17 protein-coding genes are annotated in these 16588 nt (G+C 66.3%); 11 read left to right on the top strand and 6 right to left on the bottom strand.

The annotated features are described in order from the left end of the window. Window positions 1-28 precede the first annotated feature (28 nt). Both MJO58_RS18465 and MJO58_RS18460 read right to left on the bottom strand, forming a co-directional pair. Window positions 29-925 (bottom strand): manganese catalase family protein, encoded by an 897-nt coding sequence (locus MJO58_RS18465; RefSeq protein WP_090603902.1) that lies wholly within the window; start codon window positions 923-925, stop codon window positions 29-31. Window positions 926-1128: 203 nt separating this feature from the next. Next, on the bottom strand, window positions 1129-2616 hold the full coding sequence (locus tag MJO58_RS18460) for an amidase (RefSeq protein ID WP_239720409.1): 1488 nt from the start codon (window positions 2614-2616) through the stop codon (window positions 1129-1131). A 61-nt stretch (window positions 2617-2677) separates the two neighbouring features. Here MJO58_RS18460 and recO point away from each other — a divergent pair, with 61 nt between their 5' ends. The 3 genes from recO to MJO58_RS18445 are packed head-to-tail and all read left to right on the top strand — an operon-like array spanning window position 2678 to window position 4843. Then, a complete protein-coding gene (gene recO / locus MJO58_RS18455; RefSeq protein ID WP_239720407.1) occupies window positions 2678-3520 on the top strand; it encodes a DNA repair protein RecO in 843 nt (280 codons plus the stop codon). Next, entirely contained in the window at window positions 3513-4415 is a 903-nt protein-coding gene (locus tag MJO58_RS18450) for a decaprenyl diphosphate synthase (protein ID WP_420845365.1), read from the top strand. Before recO ends, MJO58_RS18450 begins: the two co-directional genes overlap by 8 nt. After that, entirely contained in the window at window positions 4415-4843 is a 429-nt protein-coding gene (locus tag MJO58_RS18445; protein ID WP_090603895.1) for a hypothetical protein, read from the top strand. Before MJO58_RS18450 ends, MJO58_RS18445 begins: the two co-directional genes overlap by 1 nt. A 49-nt stretch (window positions 4844-4892) precedes the next feature. Here MJO58_RS18445 and MJO58_RS18440 read toward each other — a convergent pair whose 3' ends face one another. Both MJO58_RS18440 and MJO58_RS18435 read right to left on the bottom strand, forming a co-directional pair. Beyond that, entirely contained in the window at window positions 4893-5285 is a 393-nt protein-coding gene (locus tag MJO58_RS18440) for a Fur family transcriptional regulator (RefSeq protein WP_090603893.1), read from the bottom strand. A 73-nt stretch (window positions 5286-5358) separates the two neighbouring features. Continuing rightward, window positions 5359-5763, bottom strand: coding sequence for an ArsR/SmtB family transcription factor (locus tag MJO58_RS18435; RefSeq protein ID WP_239723337.1), 405 nt, complete (start codon window positions 5761-5763; stop codon window positions 5359-5361). A 177-nt stretch (window positions 5764-5940) separates the two neighbouring features. Here MJO58_RS18435 and MJO58_RS18430 point away from each other — a divergent pair, with 177 nt between their 5' ends. The 5 genes from MJO58_RS18430 (at window position 5941) to MJO58_RS18410 (ending at window position 10258) form a co-directional block, all read left to right on the top strand. Beyond that, entirely contained in the window at window positions 5941-7332 is a 1392-nt protein-coding gene (locus MJO58_RS18430) for a glycine--tRNA ligase (protein WP_239720405.1), read from the top strand. A 154-nt stretch (window positions 7333-7486) separates the two neighbouring features. After that, window positions 7487-8662 (top strand): PPE family protein, encoded by a 1176-nt coding sequence (locus MJO58_RS18425; RefSeq protein ID WP_090603891.1) that lies wholly within the window; start codon window positions 7487-7489, stop codon window positions 8660-8662. A gap of 654 nt (window positions 8663-9316) precedes the next feature. Next, window positions 9317-9577 carry a hypothetical protein gene (locus MJO58_RS18420; protein WP_239720404.1) on the top strand — a complete coding sequence of 87 codons (261 nt, stop codon included), beginning with the start codon at window positions 9317-9319 and terminating at the stop codon, window positions 9575-9577. A 72-nt stretch (window positions 9578-9649) separates the two neighbouring features. Further along, window positions 9650-9946: a WXG100 family type VII secretion target gene (locus MJO58_RS18415; RefSeq protein WP_025735564.1), complete on the top strand. Its 297-nt coding sequence runs from the start codon at window positions 9650-9652 to the stop codon at window positions 9944-9946. A gap of 27 nt (window positions 9947-9973) precedes the next feature. After that, complete coding sequence (locus tag MJO58_RS18410; RefSeq protein WP_036469090.1) at window positions 9974-10258, top strand: WXG100 family type VII secretion target; 285 nt, start codon at window positions 9974-9976, stop codon at window positions 10256-10258. A gap of 60 nt (window positions 10259-10318) precedes the next feature. Here the strand turns inward: MJO58_RS18410 and MJO58_RS18405 are convergent, their stop codons facing one another. Then, a complete protein-coding gene (locus MJO58_RS18405) occupies window positions 10319-12301 on the bottom strand; it encodes a TPM domain-containing protein (RefSeq protein WP_239720402.1) in 1983 nt (660 codons plus the stop codon). Between the two features lie 88 nt (window positions 12302-12389). Between MJO58_RS18405 and MJO58_RS18400 the strand changes: the two genes are divergently transcribed. The 3 genes from MJO58_RS18400 to dnaG are packed head-to-tail and all read left to right on the top strand — an operon-like array spanning window position 12390 to window position 16264. Next, entirely contained in the window at window positions 12390-13655 is a 1266-nt protein-coding gene (locus MJO58_RS18400) for a deoxyguanosinetriphosphate triphosphohydrolase (protein WP_090609315.1), read from the top strand. A gap of 30 nt (window positions 13656-13685) precedes the next feature. After that, window positions 13686-14294 (top strand): superoxide dismutase[Cu-Zn], encoded by a 609-nt coding sequence (gene sodC, locus MJO58_RS18395; RefSeq protein ID WP_090603885.1) that lies wholly within the window; start codon window positions 13686-13688, stop codon window positions 14292-14294. A gap of 44 nt (window positions 14295-14338) precedes the next feature. Then, window positions 14339-16264, top strand: coding sequence for a DNA primase (gene dnaG / locus MJO58_RS18390; protein WP_090603883.1), 1926 nt, complete (start codon window positions 14339-14341; stop codon window positions 16262-16264). Here dnaG and MJO58_RS18385 read toward each other — a convergent pair. Further along, window positions 16239-16517 (bottom strand): hypothetical protein, encoded by a 279-nt coding sequence (locus MJO58_RS18385; RefSeq protein WP_090609312.1) that lies wholly within the window; start codon window positions 16515-16517, stop codon window positions 16239-16241. The two genes, dnaG and MJO58_RS18385, sit on opposite strands and share 26 nt — an antisense overlap. Between the last annotated feature and the right edge of the window lie 71 nt (window positions 16518-16588).

Raw genomic sequence — 16588 nt, 5'->3', positions numbered from 1 at the left:
CCGATGCCCAGTCTTCGTTGTTAGCCGATTAGGTTGTGGGCGAGTGCTGTTCGTGCGTGAACGGCTTTTCGGCCTCGACTGCCGGCGAGCCCTGAGGATTCTGTTCGGTCCCCTTGTTTTGGCGCGTCTGGCCGCCCAGCCATTGCTGTTCGGGCTTTTCCACGTAGTCCCATTCCATGCCCTGCGGCCACGGACCCTGCCCCTGGTTCCACGGCCCACGTATCGACTCGCCGCCGCCGTTGGACATGTTGAACGCCACATTTTGGAAGCGGGGATCGCCTGCCAACTGCCCGGGCGGAAAGTTGACCGGAAGTTCGTTGAGCGCAGCGGTGAATTGCTGATAGTGCGCCACCTCACGCGTCATCAAGAAGGTCAGGGTTTCCTGCACGCCCGGGTCATCGGTGAACTGCTTGAGGTACTCGTAGACGACTTTGGCTCGGGACTCGGCGGCGACGTTGTTGCGCAGGTCAACGGTGGGATCGCCGTTGGCATCAATGAACGCCCCGGTCCAGTTGTTGCCTGCGGAATCCTTGACGTCGGGTCCACCGCCGCTGAGCACCAGGAACATTGGGTTGACGGCGACCTGATGAATGATGTTGTCGCGCCCGTCGGTACTGGCGACGGCCGGCATCCAGTCGCACCGTTGATTCGCGATCTTGAGATTGTCGCTGAGTCCGTCGAGCAACATGGTGATCATCGATCCGACCATCTCGAGATGGCTGAGCTCCTCGGTCGCGATGTCCATGAACAGGTCGTACATCTTGGGGTTCTTTTGGCGCAGCACGAATGCTTGGGTGAAGTACTGCAGCGCCGCGGTGAGTTCGCCGTTGGCACCGCCGAATTGCTCCATGAGCAGCGACGCGAATCGTGGGTCGGGTTCGGTGACTCGTACTTCGAACTGCAGATCTTTGTTATGCGTGAACATTGATTGCCTCCTGGGGTGTCGGCGCGGCTGGTGTGCGCAGCCGGGTACCCGGGGCATTGGGCACCAAACGCGGTTATCCAGGTACCCGTAGAGACCGTTTGCGCATGCCGGCCGCGGGTAGCCTTCCCGACGGCGTCAAAACACTTCTGAGCAGGCTCATTTCGATACCCATCGGTCGCTAATGCGTTGGGTGCGTGAGCTTTTTATGCTTGGCCCGAGTCGTGTGAACGGAGGTGGTCGTGCTCCCACCAGACCTTCGGCTGCTTGGCGGCCCAGCCGCAGACGGCTTCCAGCTCGGCGGCCAGCGAGATCAGCATGCCCTCGCTGTTCGCCGGGCCCATCAATTGCACACCGATCGGCAGGCCGTCCGCGGTGAACCCGGCCGGCACGTTGATCGACGGCCAGCCCAATACATTCCACGGCCAGGTCGCCGGGCATGCCTTGATCATGGCCCGGTCGGTGCCCAAGCCGCTGAGCCGGTCGAAGGATCGGGCCAGTGGCGGTGGCTGCGCGGTGGTCGGCGCGACGACCACGTCGACGATGTCGAAAATCGAGCCCACCCGCCGCTGTAGCGCGGCTTCGTGCGCCCGCGCGTTGCGCAGGATCGCCTGGCCCAGCACATGGCCCATCCGCAGGTTGGACAGGGTGCGGGGGTCCAACACGACGCCGTCGCCCAACCGCTCCTCCCAATCCCGCAGTCCCGCAGTCGATCTGGCCAGAAAATCCCACCCCAGCCGCACCCCGTAGTCCGGATTCCCGCTCACCACCGTGTGGCCGAGCAATTGCAGCTGCTCGCCCATTGCTCGGGTCGCGGCCAGGATCTCCGGATGCAACTTGGCCCGAAAGAAGGTGTACGGGAATCGGGTTGACAGTGCGATGTTCAGCGGCCCGGGCGCGATACTGACGTAGTCGGACGCCCGCAGCGGCGGCGGCTTGTGCCGGTCACCCTCGACATTGCCCGACGCCGCGTCGAGCACCAGTGCCGCGTCGGCGACCGTGCGGGCCAGCACGCCGTTGACCGTGATCCCGTTGAACGATTCCGGTAGCGGCCAGGTCGAGATGCGGCCGCGCTGCGGCTTGATGCCGACCAGATGCGTCCACGCCGCCGGGATGCGGATGCTGCCGGCGCCGTCGGAGCCGATCGCCGCGGTGACCAGACCGGCGGCCACCGCGGCGGCGCTACCGCCCGACGAGCCGCCCGGGGTGTGGCGCCGCGACCACGGATTGCGGGTATGCCCGAACCCGGGCCCGCTGGTGAATGGCCACTGTCCTAGCTCGCAGGTGTTGGTCTTGCCGACGATCACCGCTCCGGCGGCCTTGAGGCGGCGCACCACCTCGGAGTCCGCAGTGGCGGGGCGCACCTGACCGTCGGTGCCGAAAGCGGTGGGCACGCCAGCAACATCGACGTCGTCCTTGACCGCGATCGGGACGCCCAGCAACGGCGCCGTTTCACCGGCGGCTCGTCGCCGGTCGGCCTCGGCCGCGTCGGCCAGCGCCGACTCCGTCAGGACCACCCGGAACGCGTTCAGCGTGGACTGGCTGGTGTCGATCGCGTGCAGCGAACGACGCACCAATGTGTCGGATGTCACCGCGCGGCTGTTCAGCTGATACAGCAGGTCAGTAAGTGTGGGCAGGCGCGTGCCGCGGAACCCGGAAACGGACCCAGAACCGGGTCCAGGAGCGCCAATCACGGGGTACGAGACTATCGGCGCGGATCCCCGCGATGTCGCGGCGGGGTGCAAAACTATTGATATGCGGCTGTATCGAGACCGAGCGGTAGTGCTGCGCCAGCACAAGCTCGGCGAAGCAGACCGAATCGTGACCCTGCTGACCCGTGATCACGGATTGGTCCGTGCGGTGGCCAAGGGGGTGCGCCGCACCCGCAGCAAATTCGGGGCGCGGCTGGAGCCGTTCGCGCACATCGACGTGCAGCTGCATCCCGGCCGCAATCTGGACATCGTCACCCAGGTTGTTTCCATCGACGCGTTCGCCACCGACATCGTCAGCGACTACGGCCGGTACACCTGCGGGTGCGCGATGCTGGAAACCGCCGAGCGCCTCGCCGGTGAGGAGCGCGCGCCCGTCCCGGCGCTGTACCGGCTCACGGTGGGCGCGCTGCGGGCGGTGGCCGACGGACGGCGCTCTCGTGACCTGCTCCTGGACGCCTACCTGCTGCGGGCCATGGGCATCGCCGGCTGGGCGCCGGCGCTGACCGAGTGTGCCCGCTGTGCCACGCCCGGCCCACATCGGGCATTTCACATCGCCGCCGGGGGCAGCGTCTGCCCGCATTGCCGTCCCGCGGGCTCCACGACACCGCCGCTGGGCGTGCTGGAACTGATGTCCGCGCTGCACGATGGCGATTGGCCGGCAGCCGAAGCGACGCCGCAATCCCACCGCAGCCATGTCAGCGGATTGGTGGCCGCCCACCTGCAATGGCATCTGGAACGCCAGCTCAAGACGTTGCCGCTGGTAGAGCGCAATTATCGGGTCGACCGTCCCCCGCACGCGGGTGGCGCCGCCGCGGAGCCGGGGAGTGCCCCCACCATCGCCGATCAGCGCGCCGTGCTGATCGGGCAGGATGAGGCCTGTGGCTAGGAACCACGAGCGCACCTTGAGGTCCCGGGACTCTCCGGCCTTCCCGCAACTGCCCGCTGCGCCCGCGGACTATCCGACTTTTCCCGACAAGTCGACGTGGCCGGTGGTGTTCCCCGAGTTGCCGCCGTCTGCGGACGGCGGACCGAGCCGGCCGCCGCAACACATCTCGAAGGCGGTCGCACCGCGGATCCCGGCGGATCGACTGCCCAACCACGTGGCGATCGTGATGGACGGTAACGGCCGTTGGGCCACCCAACAAGGCCTGACCCGCACCGACGGCCACAAGGCGGGGGAGGCCGTCGTCATCGACGTTGTCTGCGGCGCAATCGAAATCGGGATCAAGTGGCTCAGCCTGTACGCCTTCTCGACCGAAAACTGGAAGCGGTCTCCCGAGGAGGTCCGCTTCCTGATGGGCTTCAACCGTGACGTGGTGCGCATGCGCCGGGTCAACCTCAAGGCGATCGGGGTCAAGATCCGCTGGGTGGGCTCGCGGCCTCGCTTGTGGCGCAGCGTGATCAATGAATTAGCGGTCGCCGAGGAGATGACGAAGGGCAACGACGTCATCACCGTCAACTACTGCGTCAACTACGGCGGCCGCGCCGAAATCGCGGAATCTGCAAGGGAAATCGCACGTTTGGCGGCTGCCGGCCGGCTGAACCCCGAGCGCATCACCGAGGCGACGGTGGCGAATCACCTGCAGCGGCCCGACATCCCCGACGTGGATCTGTTTCTGCGGACTTCGGGAGAGCAACGCTCCAGCAATTTCATGCTGTGGCAGGCGGCGTATGCCGAATACATTTTTCAGGACAAGCTGTGGCCCGACTACGACCGTCGCGACCTGTGGGCGGCCTGCGCGGAATACGCGGACCGCAACCGACGGTTTGGGAGCGCCTGATGCCATCTCTACAAGAGCGCCTCGGGTCGATTCTGCGCGACGTGCTGACCGTCGAGGACGAACCCGACGGCGGGCTCACGGTGCACCACGACGGCACCTTCGCGTCGCTGCGAGTGGTGAACATCGCCGAGGGACTCGACCTGGTGTCGCTCACCCAGGTCGTGGCGTGGAATCTGCCACTGACCAAGAAACTCAGCGATCAGGTGGCCAAACAGGCCCACGACAGCAACTTCGGCAATGTGACCGTCGTCGAGAAGGTCAGCGACAAGGCCGCGCAGCGCAACTCCGGCAAGGGCGCGGCCAAAACCGCGGACGTGATGCTGCGCTACAACTTCCCCGGGGCGGGCCTGGCCGACGACGCCCTGCGCACCCTGATCCTGCTGGTGCTCGATTCGGGCGCTCAGATGCGGCGTGTCCTGACGGCCTGACTTCCCGCCGAGTGTGCGGCCGGCCGCACGTTCGGCGGCCAGTGTGCGGTCAGCGGCCGCAGTCCGAGCAGGTCCCGAAGATCTCGATGGTGTGGCTGACCTCGGAGTAGCCATGCTTGGCGGCGACTTGCGACGCCCACTCCTCGACCTCGTGGTCACCCACCTCGATGGTGGACCCGCAGTGGCGGCACACCAGATGGTGGTGATGGTGCTCCGAGCAGCGCCGGTAGACGGACTCGCCGGTGTCGGTGCGCAGCGTGTCCACCATGCCCGCCGATGCCATGGACTGCAGCGTCCGGTAGACCGTGGTCAGCCCGATGTTCTCGCCGCGGCGGCGCAGCTCGTCGTGTAGCTCCTGGGCCGAGCGGAATTCGTCGAGCGTTTCCAGCAGTGTCGAGATCGCCGCTCGCTGACGGGTGGAACGGACGCTCGGTCCGGTCATTGGCGCCACTCTCCTCCGCAAGCGGGAGGTGTCCCCACCTCATCGCTGCGCTCTGCATCGTCGCAGACGCGCGTCATGGCGTGCCCTCGCTGGCGTGGGCGACGGCGTCGACGACGATGTGTGCCAGGTGGTGGTCGGCCAGTCGGTACAGCACCTCGCGGCCGGACCGCTCCCCGGCGACCACTCCCGCCGCCTTGAGAATCTTCAAATGCTGGCTGACCAGCGGTTGTGGCACGCCCAGTGCGTCGACCAGCTCGTGCACGCAGCGCTGGGATTCGCGTAGTTGCAGCACGATGGCGATCCGTACCGGTGCGGCCAGGGCCCGCAGCAGCTCACCGGCGTCATCCAGGACTTCTCGCGACGGCGGCTCGGGATATTCGGCGAAGGGCGCGTGCTCGCCGGCGCCCGTCTCGCCGTGCCGGTGGGCAACCAGATCTGAAGAGGAGCCAGTGGCGGCGTTCGGCGATGAGGAGGGCATCACCATGCAAGCGTCATCTCCTCAAGGTGCCGAGTAGGTGGAGTGCCCACTATAGGGAACGACTTCCACTGTCACATGCATGATGATGCATGTCAAAGACCACGGCCCTGTCGATACGATTGCTGATGTTTCGCGGGCGACGATTCGCCGCCCGCTTCTTCAGTCATCCGAAAGGGAGTGGACCACCGCGTGGCGTCCGTCATCGACACCGTCGTTAACCTGGCCAAACGGCGTGGATTCGTCTATCCCTCGGGTGAGATCTACGGCGGCACCAAGTCGGCGTGGGACTACGGGCCGCTGGGTGTCGAACTCAAGGAGAACATCAAGCGGCAGTGGTGGCGCGCCGTGGTCACCGGTCGCGACGACGTCGTAGGACTCGACTCGTCGATCATCCTGCCGCGGCAGGTCTGGGTGGCCTCCGGCCACGTCGAGGTGTTCCACGACCCGCTGGTGGAATCGCTGATCACCCACAAGCGCTATCGCGCCGACCACCTGATCGAGGCCTACGAGGCCAAACACGGGCATCCGCCGCCCAACGGACTGGCCGATATCCGCGACCCCGAGACTGGGGAGCCAGGTCAGTGGACCGAGCCGCGCGAATTCAACATGATGCTCAAGACCTACCTCGGCCCGATCGAGACCGAGGAAGGGCTGCACTACCTGCGGCCCGAAACCGCCCAGGGCATCTTCGTCAACTTCGCCAACGTGGTGACCACCGCGCGGCGCAAGCCGCCATTCGGCATCGGGCAGATCGGTAAGAGCTTTCGCAACGAGATCACCCCGGGGAACTTCATCTTCCGCACCCGCGAGTTCGAGCAGATGGAGATGGAGTTCTTCGTCGAGCCGTCGACCGCCAAACAGTGGCACCAGTACTGGATCGACACCCGGCACCAGTGGTACACCGACCTCGGCATCACCCCCGAGAACCTGCGGCTCTACGAGCACCCCAAGGACAAGCTGTCGCACTATTCCGACCGCACCGTTGACATCGAGTACAAGTTCGGGTTCCAGGGCAACCCGTGGGGTGAGCTGGAGGGCATCGCCAACCGGACCGATTTCGACTTGTCAACGCACGCAAAACATTCCGGCGCCGACCTGTCCTTCTATGATCAGGCCAGCGACACCCGCTACACGCCGTACGTGATTGAACCCGCGGCCGGACTGACCCGGTCGTTCATGGCGTTTTTGATCGATGCCTATGCCGAGGACGAAGCCCCCAACGCCAAGGGCGGCGTGGACAAGCGCACCGTGCTTCGCCTGGACCACCGGCTGGCCCCGGTCAAGGCGGCGGTGCTGCCGTTGTCCCGGCATGCCGACCTGAGCCCCAAGGCGCGGGACCTGGCCGCCGAATTGCGGAAGTCGTGGAACATCGATTTCGACGACGCCGGCGCGATCGGGCGCCGCTACCGGCGCCAGGACGAGGTCGGCACGCCGTTCTGTGTGACGGTGGATTTCGACTCCTTGGAGGACAACGCCGTCACCGTGCGGGAACGCGACGCGATGACGCAGGAGCGGGTGGCCATGGATGCTGTCGCCGACTACTTGGCGGTTCGACTCAAGGGCGCCTAACGGTCGTTTAACCGACTATTTCGACAAACCGGGCCATTTTGGTGTAGTGCTGCCCTACGATCCGGCCTTAGTGTTATACGCAGTGTCCAGTCGCTGTGACTGTCGGGGTGCAGTTGTAAAGCCGTTGAAACGGCTGGTCGTGTCGAGGTAGTAGATGGTTCTGGATTTTGCGTTTTTGCCGCCGGAGATCAACTCGGCCCTGATGTACGGAGGAGCAGGCTCAGGGCCGCTGTTGGCTGCGGCCGCTGCCTGGGACGGCCTGGCCGCCGACATGTGGGCGTCGGCGTCGTCCTTCGATTCCGTGGTCTCGGGCCTGGCCTCGAACGGGCAGTGGACAGGCCCGTCGTCGGAGTCGATGACGCAGGCGGCTGCGCCGTATTTGCAGTGGTTGCACACCGCAGCGGCGCACGCCTCGATGTCGGCCGTGCAGGCCCGGGTGGCGGCGACGTCGTACGAGTCGGCATTCGCCGCGACGGTGCCTCCCGCGGCGATCGCAGCGAACCGTATCCAGCTAATGGTGTTGATCGCGACGAACATTCTGGGCCAGAACACGGCGGCAATCGCGGCCACCGAATTCGAATACATGGAAATGTGGCTTCAGGACGTGATGGCGATGTTCGGGTATCACGCTGGGGCGCAATCCGTCATGGCGGCGTTGCCGTCGATCAGTTCGGCACCGTCGAGTCTGGCCGGATTGCTGACAACGCCGCTGAGCACGTTGGCGGCGCAATTCACCGGGGCGTTGTCGTCGGTGGGGGGTCAGATATTCGGCCCGGGCTTTTCTTCGGCGGTGACCGCGATTCAGTCCGCGTTGACCCAGGTGGGGTCGATAGTCACGTCGGCGCCGGTTTCGTCGTTGATGTCGGTGGCCCAGATCGGGGTGTATCCGGCGACCGCGTTGCCGCCGATGATGGCGCTGGCCCAAGGGACCGCGCCGGTGACGTCGCTGGCCGGTGCGACGAATATGGCGGCCCCGGGCGCGTCCCAGACCGTCAGTTCGACCGCCCCGGCGATGAGAATGATGAGCGGCGACGGGAGTTGGGGCTCCTCCATCTCGGCCAGTCTGGGTAGGGCGCGGTTGGTGGGCGCGATATCGGTGCCCCCGGTCTGGCAGGGCTCGACGCCGGCCCCGATCGTCAGCTCGGCGATGGCGGGTGCCGGCGCATCCGGCGCCGTGGCGGAGCCGGTCGGATCGACCAGCGGCGTGCCGATGCCGGCGCGGGCGGCCGCGGGTGATGACAAACCGGCCGAAATGGTGGGCCGGGCCGGAACGAGTGCGACCCACGTGGTGGCGTCGCGGCCCAAGGTGGTGCCTAGAAAGGGCGCGTGAAGGGGCGTGGGCGAACCCGGGGGCAATTGCCGGGGTGGTCATACGAATGAATCGAGCGTGTCGCAGATTTCTCTCCGTGTAGCCAACTCCTATTCATCGGTTACCCGCTTAATCAAACTATTAGGTACGGTTTTCGCCGGCGAATGATTCCGGCCGCGCGCAATGTTCGTCAGAACACGCGTTCCCGCAGGCAGCCCTATCGTCGGGTGCCGGTACTGTGCTCGAGTCTCACGGGTCTGAAACTGTGGTGGTCGCCGCCGAGGACATGCGGCAACCTCTGCCACGAACGGACCTGACGCCCGCCCGCAGAATCCCTGTCGAGCAACGGTTTTCGCGCTCACGTCCCCCGGCCTGCTTGGTAATGCGCGCCACCCCGGACGGTTGCGTCCGGCAATGCCGCGACCGGCCCGGCCGAGCCGATCGCGTTGCCGGGTTACGGGCTGGCCGAATTTCGTGATTAACGTGGACCGAAAATCGTAAAGTTCCAACAATTGTCCTTAGCTTTGCTTTAGTATGAAAAATACTCGGCGGTGATTTGCGCCGTTGGGGTCTGTGTGAACAGAGTTTCGGGTGTGGAAAGGGGGCATCATGCTTTTGCCTCTTGGTTCACCTCTGCCGGAAGATTCAGTGGCGGCAGTTCGAGGTGAGTCAGGCATGCTCGGTCGCTTGACGGTTCCGCTCAGTTGGGGCGTGGCCGTTCCGCCGGACGACTACGACCATTGGGCACCGGAGCGCGAAGAGCTCTCCGTGGCCAATGAGAAGACGACCGACGGGCCGGATTCAGAGGTGGCTGCCGACGGCATGAGTGAAAAGAAGGAATGGGGGCATTGGAACGAATGGGAAGGCGACGCCGAACCTCGTTTCGAAGCGCCACGAACCGGCCGCGTTGTACCGCATTCTCCGTGGGCCGGTTGAGACGGAAAGACGGTCGGCCAACCGGTCGGCAGGTCAGAGGATTTATGTCCGCTTAGCTAAGGAACAGGCAGTATGGCAACACGTTTTATGACCGACCCGCACGCGATGCGTGCGATGGCGGGCCGTTTTGAGATGCACGCGCAGACGGTGTCGGATGAGGCTCGCAAGATGTGGGCGTCGTCGATGAACATCGCCGGTGCGGGCTGGAGCGGTCAGGCTCAGGCCACGTCGTACGACACGATGGGTCAGATGAACCAGGCGTTCAACAACATTGTCAACATGCTCCACGGCGTGCGTGACGGACTGATCCGTGACGCCAACAACTACGAGACGCAAGAGCAGGCCTCGCAGCAGGCCCTCAGCCACTAGCCACCAGGAAATTTGGAGACGTAGACGATGTCGATCAATTACCAGTTCGGAGATGTGGACGCGCACGGTGCGTTGATCCGCGCGCAGGCCGCTTCGTTGGAGGCCGAGCACCAGGCCATCGTGCGTGATGTGCTGGCTGCCGGTGACTTCTGGGGTGGCGCCGGTTCGGTGGCGTGCCAGGAGTTCATCACCCAGTTGGGTCGCAACTTCCAGGTGATCTACGAGCAGGCCAACCAGCACGGGCAGAAGGTGCAGACCGCGGGCAACAACATGGCCAGCACCGACAGCGCCGTCGGGTCCAGCTGGGCCTGACAGATCTCGAGTAGCAGGGGCGGACCGAGCAATCGGTGCGCCCCTACTACTTTTTAGGGCTCAGAAACGTCCGCCGCCGCCCATGAAGCCGCCGTCGGAGCCGCCCGGCGACGAGTTCGACGAGCCGCCGAACGACGTCGAGCTCCACCCGCCGAATCCGCCCCGCACTCCTCCGCTGAGCAGGTCGCCGATGATGATCCCGCCCAGCATCGCGCCGGTGTCGCCCCCGCTGCTCCTGGTGTAGGCACGCTGAGCCGAGACCACATCGGAGTTGGCCAGCGACTGCGCATTGGCCGCCAGTGTCGACGCCGCGTTGGCGTGCGTGATCGCCTCGGCCGGGTTGGTCGATCTTGCGGCCTGCGCGGCCTCGAGATGTCGTTGGGCCTCGGCGAGCCGGGTGCGAGCGTCCGGACCGACGCTGCCGCGGCGGGTGTCGATGTACTCCGAGACTCCGCGCACCCGCGCCTGGGCGGTGAACAAGGCCTGTTCGAGTGACCGGTTGAGCCGTTCGGCGTCCGCCTGTTCCTTGGCCACCATGGCCAGCAGCCGGTTGAGGTCGGAGTCGGCCTTGGCGAGCTGCGCGAAAGTGCCCAGCGGATCGGCGGATCCACCGCCGGCGGCGTCGACGGCTCGATTGGCGGCAGCACGGGCCGCGGCGAGCTCGCCGGCATGCGCGGTTTTCGCGTCCTGCCCTTGCAGCTGCGCGGTGGCGTGTTCGATGCCGGCCTGGATGTCGGTCATCACCGCCGGTAACCGCTCAACGGCACGCCGGATGTCCCCGGCCGCGTTGTCCACCGCATCGAGCAGCGCGCGAGCTTGCCCGAGGGCCGACTCGCTGGCACGCACCGCATCGACCAAACCGCTCTGCTGTCCACTGACCGCATTGCCGGCCAGCGCACGTGCCGCGCTGATGTTGCGATCGGCGAACGCCAGCCGTTCTTTGGCCGTGGCGACATTGCCCGACACCGAAGTCAGTGCCGCAGGGCCGAATTCATTGTTCAACTCGGCCAGTCGCCGTTCGGCCGGCTCGATGCGGCTGGTGAGTTCGACGACCTGCTGGGTCAGCGAATCCAGGCGGGTGGCGGCGTTGACCACCAGATCGCGGAGCTGCTCGAACGCCGCTTTCTGCGCGTCCAGTTCGCGGTCGGCGTTGGCCGCCGACACGATTACCTGGGTGAGCAGGTAACGCTGCTGCTCGGGCGTCTCGGGCATGGCGTCATCAAGTTGCTGACGTATCGTAAAGGCTTGGGATAGCGCGGCTTTGGCGTTGTCGACGGCCCGGGTAAAGGGTTCGGTGCGCTCGGCGCCGAACTCGTCGATGGCCAGGGCGAGCTCGTTGGAGCTGGTGCGCACCGCGTTGTCGACCTCCACCACCATCGAACGCGACAGGTCGTCAAGGGCGGTCAGTGGTACTGCTGCCAGCGCGGTCGCGTTGGTGGGGTCCACTCGGCGTGCGGCAGCAAGATCGGCGCGGCGGCGCAACCGACGGCGATAACGCATGACGAACACCAGGGCCACCACCGCGACGATGATCAGGCCGAGGGCGGCCAACAGCCATAATCGGTTCGACGAATTCGGTTGCGCATTCAGGCCATTCGCCGCGGAGACTGCGGCACCGCGCCAGTCTCCTTCGCGCAGAGCGGGTTCGATTTCGTTGCGGCGCAGCTCGTCCACCTGAGTTTGGGTCACGCCTTTCACCCCGGACGGCACCAGGAACGCACACGCGCGTCCGGTGGTGGCCACCGCGAGCAGCGCGTCGTAAGTACCCAGATCGCTTTCGCGAATTGTGCGCTGCGCCCAAGTCACTGAGTTCTGGCCGGAGAAGTCGTCGACATACACCACCCACAGCCGGATGTGGCGGTCGCTGTACAGCTTGTCGATGGCCTCGCTCACTTCGGTGCGGCCAGACGGCGACAGCGCGCCCGCGTTGTCGGTGACGTACCCCGGCAGCCGGAACGGGGGCTGTGCGTCGGCGGTCGATGCCACCAGCAGCCCGGCGATGAGCATCGTCAGGATCACACCGATGAAGCGGGCAATGCGCATAGGTCAATTTAGCCCCGTGGGAGAGCTGGGCCATGTACCGGCAAATCCCTGGCAGTCCCTGGCAGACTGTGCTCCGGTGAATGAGAAGGTGATCACGAACGTGCATGACCCATACGACGACTTCGACCGTCAACGGCGGGTGGCCGAAGCGCCGAAGACGGCGGGTCTGCCGGGCACGGAAGGTCAGCACCGCACCGACTTCGCCCGGGACCGGGCCCGCGTGTTGCACAGTGCCGCGCTGCGCCGCTTGGCCGACAAGACGCAAGTCGTCGGGCCCCGCGAAGGGGACACCCCGCGCACCCGGCTGACGCACTCGCTCGAGGTCGCGCAGATCGGCCGCGGCATGGCGATCGGGCTGGGCTGCGATCTCGACCTCGTCGAGCTCGCGGGGCTGGCTCACGACATCGGTCACCCGCCCTACGGGCACAACGGCGAGCGCGCACTCAACGAGGTCGCCGACGAGTACGGCGGATTCGAAGGCAATGCCCAGAACTTTCGCATCCTCAACAGCCTTGAGCCCAAAGTGCTTGACGAGCACGGCAATAGCGCGGGGTTGAACCTGACCCGCGCTTCGCTGGATGCGGTCACGAAATATCCGTGGACCCGTCGTGCGGGCGTGCGCAAATTCGGGTTCTACGAAGAGGATCGCGAGGCTGCGGACTGGATGCGCGCGGGGGCGCCGCAGGACCGAATGTGTCTGGAAGCGCAGGTGATGGACTGGGCCGACGACGTCGCCTATTCGGTGCACGACGTCGAGGACGGTGTCGTCTCACAGCGCATCGATTTGCGGGTACTCGCCGACGACGACGAGGCTGCGGCGCTGGCCAAGCTGGGGGAGAGCGAGTTCTCCCGGGTGAGCGCCGACGATTTCATGGCGGCCGCGCGCCGGCTGTCGGGGCTGCCCGTGGTCGCCGCGGTCGGCAAGTACGACGCCACGCTGGCGGCGTCGGTCGCCCTCAAGCGGTTGACCAGTGAATTGGTGGGCAGATTCGCCTCGGCCGCGATCGCGACCACGCGTGCGGTGGCGGGCGCGGGGCCGCTGGTGCGTTTCCAAGCCGACTTGCAGGTGCCCGACTTGGTGCGGGCCGAGGTCGCGTTGCTGAAGATTCTGGCGCTGCAGTTCATCATGTCCGACCCGCGGCATCTGGAGACTCAGGCCCGGCAGCGCGACCGCATTCATCAAGTGGCGCAGTGGTTGTACGCCGGAGCGCCCCGCACGCTTGACCCATTCTTCGCCTCCGCATTCACCACCGCCGCCGACGACGGCGCCCGCCTGCGGGTGATCGTCGATCAAATCGCCTCCTTCACCGAAGGCCGGCTGGAACGAATCGATGCCGGCCCGGCGAATCCGTGACGGCCTTGTGGCACCCGTTAGGCTGCGGACATGAGTAGAAACACCGCCGTTGCCGCCGCCCTGTTGTCGCTGCCGATTGTGGCCATCACCGCGTGCAGCTCGCCTCAGCATGCGAGCACTCAGCCCGGCACCACGCCGCCGGTGCTCAGCGGGTCCCCGGGCTCGTCGACGACACCGAGTGCGGCGCCGAGCGGCCAAGCCCTTTCGGCTCAACTCAAAGCACCCGACGGCCGGCAAGTGGCCACCGCCACCTTCGAGGTGACCAACGGCTACCTCACGATCACCGTCAAGACGGACACCCCCGGCATTCTGGCGCCCGGCCTGCACGGGATGCACGTGCATGAGATTGGCAAGTGTGAGCCGAACTCGGTTGCCCCGACCGGTGGCGCGCCCGGGAATTTCCTGTCGGCAGGGGGTCACTATCAGGCGCCTGGTCACACCGGAAAGCCCGAGAGCGGCGACCTGTCGTCGCTTGATGTGCGGCAGGACGGCTCTGCTTACCTGGTGACCACCACCGACGCGTTCACCAGGGATGAGCTGTTGGCAGGCAGTAAGACCGCCCTGATGCTGCACGGCGTCCAGGACAGCGACATGGCGATGGAGCGCGTTGCGTGCGGCGTGATCGGTCCGGCCAGCTGAGCTGGTCCGCACCGCAGCCGTAGCCGGCGTCCTAGACTGAGCCGATGGCTGGCCGGATCTCCGATCGTGATATCGCCGCCATCCGTGAACGCGCCCGCATCGAAGAAGTCGTCGGCGACTACGTCCAGCTGCGCCGCGCGGGCGCCGACTCGCTGAAGGGCTTGTGCCCCTTCCACAACGAGAAGTCCCCGTCGTTTCACGTCCGCCCCAACCACGGCCACTTCCACTGCTTCGGCTGCGGCGAAGGCGGCGACGTGTACGCGTTCATCCAGAAGATCGAGCACGTCAGCTTCGTCGAAGCCGTCGAACTGCTCGCCGACCGGATCGGCCACACGATCTCCTACACCGGTGCCGCGGCCACCAACGTGCAACGCGATCGCGGCAGCCGCAGCAGGCTCATCGCGGCGAACGCGGCGGCGGCCGAGTTCTATGCGGCGGAGCTGGAGTCCGACGAGGCGGCGCCGGCGCGTCAGTATCTGAAGGAGCGCAACTTCGACGCCGAGGCGGCCCGTCGCTTCGGCTGCGGATTCGCGCCGTCGGGCTGGGAGAAGCTGACAAAGCATTTGCAGCGCAAGGGTTTCGAGTTCAAGGAGCTGGAGGCCGCGGGCCTGTCCCGGGAGGGACGCCGTGGGCCGATGGACCGCTTCCACCGCCGGCTGCTGTGGCCCATCCGCAGTTCGGCCGGTGAGGTGATCGGGTTCGGGGCCCGGCGGCTGTTCGACGACGACCCGATGGAAGCCAAGTACGTCAACACGCCCGAGACGCTGTTGTACAAGAAGTCGTCGGTGATGTTCGGCCTCGACTTGGCCAAGCGCGACATCGCCCGGGGCCACCAGGCCGTCGTCGTCGAGGGTTACACCGACGTGATGGCGATGCATCTGGCCGGCGTCACCACGGCGGTCGCGTCGTGCGGCACCGCGTTCGGCGAGGAGCATCTGTCCATGCTGCGCCGGCTGATGATGGACGACAGTTTCTTCCGCGGTGAATTGATCTACGTCTTCGACGGCGACGAGGCCGGCCGCGCGGCCGCGCTCAAGGCCTTCGGCGGTGAGCAGAATCTGGCGGGGCAGTCGTTCGTCGCGGTCGCCCCGGACGGAATGGATCCCTGCGACCTACGCCTGGCGTCCGGCGATGGCGCGCTGCGAGACCTGGTGGCACGACGAACGCCGTTGTTCGAGTTCGCGATTCGCACGGCGATCGCCGGGTTCGACCTGGACAACGCGGAAGGCAGGGTCGCCGCGCTGCGCCGCTGCGTGCCGATGGTGGGCCAGATCAAGGACTCCACGCTGCGCGACGAATATGCCCGCCAGCTCGCCGGCTGGGTGGGTTGGGACGACGTCGCGCAGGTCATCGACCGGGTGCGGACCGAGGCCAAGAAACCCACGGCTTCGGCTCAGCCGAGTTCGCGTGGGCAGGCGGCGGCCACCGGCAAAGCGGTCTCCGCCGAAGCCGCTCCGGTCGACCGCACCGCCGGACGCCCCGACCCGCGCGACCCGACGCTGTGGCCACAGCGCGAGGCGCTCAAGTCGGCGTTGCAGTACCCGGCGTTTGCCGGCCCGGTATTTGACACGCTGACCGTCGAGAGCTTCACCCATCCCGGGTATGCGGCCGTGCGTGCGGCCATCGACGCCGCCGGCGGCACGTCGACCGGTATCACCGGCGCACAGTGGATCGAGGCGGTACGGCACCACACCACCTCGACCCTGACCGCCGGCCTGATCAACGAGCTCGGCGTCGAGAGCGTCGCCGTCGACGACGAGAAACTGCCCCGCTACATCGCCGGGGTGCTGGCGCGTCTGCAGGAAGTCTGGATGGGCCGCCAGATCGCCGAGGTCAAGTCCAAGCTGCAGCGCATGTCACCGATCGACCAGGGCGACGAGTACCACGCGCTGTTCGGCGACCTGGTTGCCATGGAGGCATACCGGCGCAGCCTGCTGGAGCAGGCTAACGGCGACGATCTGACGGCGTAAGGGCCTCGTCGGCCGGCCGATCGACCTCGCGCTGCACGACGGCCGTCTCGTCGTCGATCTCGGCCACGGTCACAAAACCCGCGTCGGGCGAGATCGTGTTCGCGATCTTGCGCCGACCCCCTTCGATCATCGACCGGGCCATCGGACTGCTGGTCAGCGCGCGATAGGTACCAACGAGCTGCTCATACCGGCGACGGCCGGCTTTCGAGCCCAGCACGTAGCCCAGTCCGAGCACGACGACATATCGAATCAAAGCGTCCCTCCCCACGACGGTGCGGATGGCTCCATCCTGCCTCACCCGGCGCAGTGCGTGCGCTCCCGATC

Source organism: Mycobacterium lentiflavum (genome assembly GCF_022374895.2).
In the GTDB taxonomy this organism is placed as follows: domain Bacteria; phylum Actinomycetota; class Actinomycetes; order Mycobacteriales; family Mycobacteriaceae; genus Mycobacterium; species Mycobacterium lentiflavum.
This window is presented reverse-complemented; position numbering and strand designations above follow the sequence as displayed.

Excerpts from the sequence above, each read along its gene's own strand:
- MJO58_RS18465 (WP_090603902.1), bottom strand. The coding sequence starts at position 925 with ATGTTCACGCATAACAAAGATCTGCAGTTCGAAGTACGAGTCACCGAA.
- MJO58_RS18445 (WP_090603895.1), top strand. The coding sequence starts at position 4,415 with ATGCCATCTCTACAAGAGCGCCTCGGGTCGATTCTGCGCGACGTGCTG.
- MJO58_RS18415 (WP_025735564.1), top strand. The coding sequence starts at position 9,650 with ATGGCAACACGTTTTATGACCGACCCGCACGCGATGCGTGCGATGGCG.
- recO (WP_239720407.1), top strand. The coding sequence starts at position 2,678 with ATGCGGCTGTATCGAGACCGAGCGGTAGTGCTGCGCCAGCACAAGCTC.
- sodC (WP_090603885.1), top strand. The coding sequence starts at position 13,686 with ATGAGTAGAAACACCGCCGTTGCCGCCGCCCTGTTGTCGCTGCCGATT.
- dnaG (WP_090603883.1), top strand. The coding sequence starts at position 14,339 with ATGGCTGGCCGGATCTCCGATCGTGATATCGCCGCCATCCGTGAACGC.
- MJO58_RS18425 (WP_090603891.1), top strand. The coding sequence starts at position 7,487 with ATGGTTCTGGATTTTGCGTTTTTGCCGCCGGAGATCAACTCGGCCCTG.
- MJO58_RS18410 (WP_036469090.1), top strand. The coding sequence starts at position 9,974 with ATGTCGATCAATTACCAGTTCGGAGATGTGGACGCGCACGGTGCGTTG.
- MJO58_RS18420 (WP_239720404.1), top strand. The coding sequence starts at position 9,317 with ATGCTCGGTCGCTTGACGGTTCCGCTCAGTTGGGGCGTGGCCGTTCCG.
- MJO58_RS18435 (WP_239723337.1), bottom strand. The coding sequence starts at position 5,763 with ATGCCCTCCTCATCGCCGAACGCCGCCACTGGCTCCTCTTCAGATCTG.
- MJO58_RS18440 (WP_090603893.1), bottom strand. The coding sequence starts at position 5,285 with ATGACCGGACCGAGCGTCCGTTCCACCCGTCAGCGAGCGGCGATCTCG.
- MJO58_RS18405 (WP_239720402.1), bottom strand. The coding sequence starts at position 12,301 with ATGCGCATTGCCCGCTTCATCGGTGTGATCCTGACGATGCTCATCGCC.